Source organism: Deinococcus sp. (genome assembly GCF_018260405.1).
Lineage (GTDB): Bacteria > Deinococcota > Deinococci > Deinococcales > Deinococcaceae > Deinococcus.
The window spans coordinates 25,238-27,045 of sequence record NZ_JAGLBG010000032.1; the positions used below are offsets into that span (position 1 = coordinate 25,238).

1 protein-coding gene and 1 pseudogene are annotated in these 1,808 nt (G+C 62.2%); both read left to right on the forward strand.

Features of this window, described 5'->3' with window-relative positions:
* A pseudogene (locus QZ269_RS06020) lies at nucleotides 1-834 on the forward strand (nicotinate phosphoribosyltransferase); the annotation flags it as partial.
* Nucleotides 835-995: 161 nt separating this feature from the next.
* Nucleotides 996-1,592: a hypothetical protein gene (locus tag QZ269_RS06025; RefSeq protein ID WP_291425362.1), complete on the forward strand. Its 597-nt coding sequence runs from the start codon at nucleotides 996-998 to the stop codon at nucleotides 1,590-1,592.
* Nucleotides 1,593-1,808 lie beyond the last annotated feature (216 nt).

Below are 1,808 nucleotides of genomic sequence, written 5' to 3' on the forward strand. Positions count from 1 at the left end.
AGCAGCCGCGAGAGCGCGGGCATCGGGGGGCTAAGCCACCTCGTTAACTTTCAGGGCAGCGACACCCTGGAGGCCCTGCGCGTGGGCCGCAACCACTACGACGCCGACATCGCCGGGTTCAGCATTCCCGCCGCCGAGCACAGCACCATTACCAGCTGGGGCAAGGAACATGAGGTAGACGCCTACCGCAACATGGTGCGGCAATTCGGCAAGAAGGGCGGGATTTTTGCCGTGGTCAGCGACAGTTACGACCTCAAGCACGCCATTAACGTTCACTGGGGCGAAACGCTGCGTAAGGAAGTGGAGGAAAGCGGCGCGACCCTGGTGGTGCGCCCCGACAGTGGCGACCCCCCCGCGATGGTGCGCCTAGCGGTTCATGCGCTGGCCGCCAAGTACGGCACGACCACCAACGCCAAGGGCTTTAAGGTGCTGAACACCGTGCGGGTGATTCAGGGCGACGGGATAGACGAGCAGACTATTCGCCAGATTTTGCAGAACCTGGAAGTGGAGGGCTTTAGCGCCGAAAACGTCAGCTTTGGCATGGGCGGGGCACTGCTGCAACGGGTAGACCGCGACACCCAGCGCTTTGCGTACAAAGCCAGCGCGGGCGTGGTCGGCGGGGAGTACCGGGGCATCTACAAAGACCCGGTGACCGACCCTGGCAAGCGCAGCAAAGACGGCGTGCTGGATTTGGTGGAAGAAGATGGGCGCATGGTGACGCGGCAGTACCGCACCTTCGACACGGACTTTCCCGGCTCGCTGATGCGCGTGGTGTACCGGGACGGCGAACTGCTGGTGCGGGACGGGCTGGATGTGGTGCGGGCGAGAGGCTAAATGCGCGACCTGTACACATTGGGTATTCCGTTTTCACGGGGCAACATTTGTTATGCGTGGCTGCCCGACCCAGATAAGCCACTTGAGGAGCAAAAAGACCAGCTTGACGGCTGCCTGGTAGAAGTTTTTACACAGCCCTAAAGTAGAGTCTATTTAGCCTCATGAACGCCCTCACGCCCCTTCTCCCTGCCCTGCAAACCCTTACGCCGCTGGGCCTGCCCGCCAGCTTCCGCGAGTGGCACGCTTATGCCAACGCTCAGCAGGCCGAGAGGCTGGCGCACCACTTGGCGGCAGAATTCGCGTTCGTGGCCGCAGGGTACGCCGACGCCGTAGACCACAGCTACCTGCGCTCGGACGGCTTCCGGGCCAACGTGGTGCAGGCGCTGCGGGCCGCCGAAATCGCCGAGTCGGAGGGCAAGCTGCGCCTGATTGCCCGCGCTCTGGCTGGCTGCCTGCTGCGCTACCCGCCGCCAGCGGTAGACAAGTTCCAGACCCTGCGACTGCTGGAGCAGCTTTCGGAACGGGAATTGAACGTGCTGGACGGGCTGCTGGCCGCCCTTGATCCCTTTGACCCGTACAGTGATTGCGCCGCGCAGCCCACCTTGCCGGGGCTTTCGCGCCAGGAAACGGAGGCGGCGCTGCTGGGGCTGGGGCAACTAGGGTTGCTAACGCGGCTGCAGGGGGGCTGGCAACTCACCGGGCTGGCACGGCAGGTGGTTTTGCTTATACGGTTGGGCAGGCAAGGCGACCTCTTTTGATCGCTAAGGCTGATCGCTGGGCCTGAGAGCTTGGAGTCGGGGGCACGCAGTCGAGGCGCCTTGCCGAAAGCTGCTTTATAGTTGGCCTTGCTAAAAATCGCAACCGTCGCCTCACGCTGATTTAAAAATCATAAAGCTCTCGTAACTGCTCAGCACGAGAAGTCGAGTTTGGGTAAGACGCCACGAAAAACGTCAACTAAGCCAGTCCAAATGGAT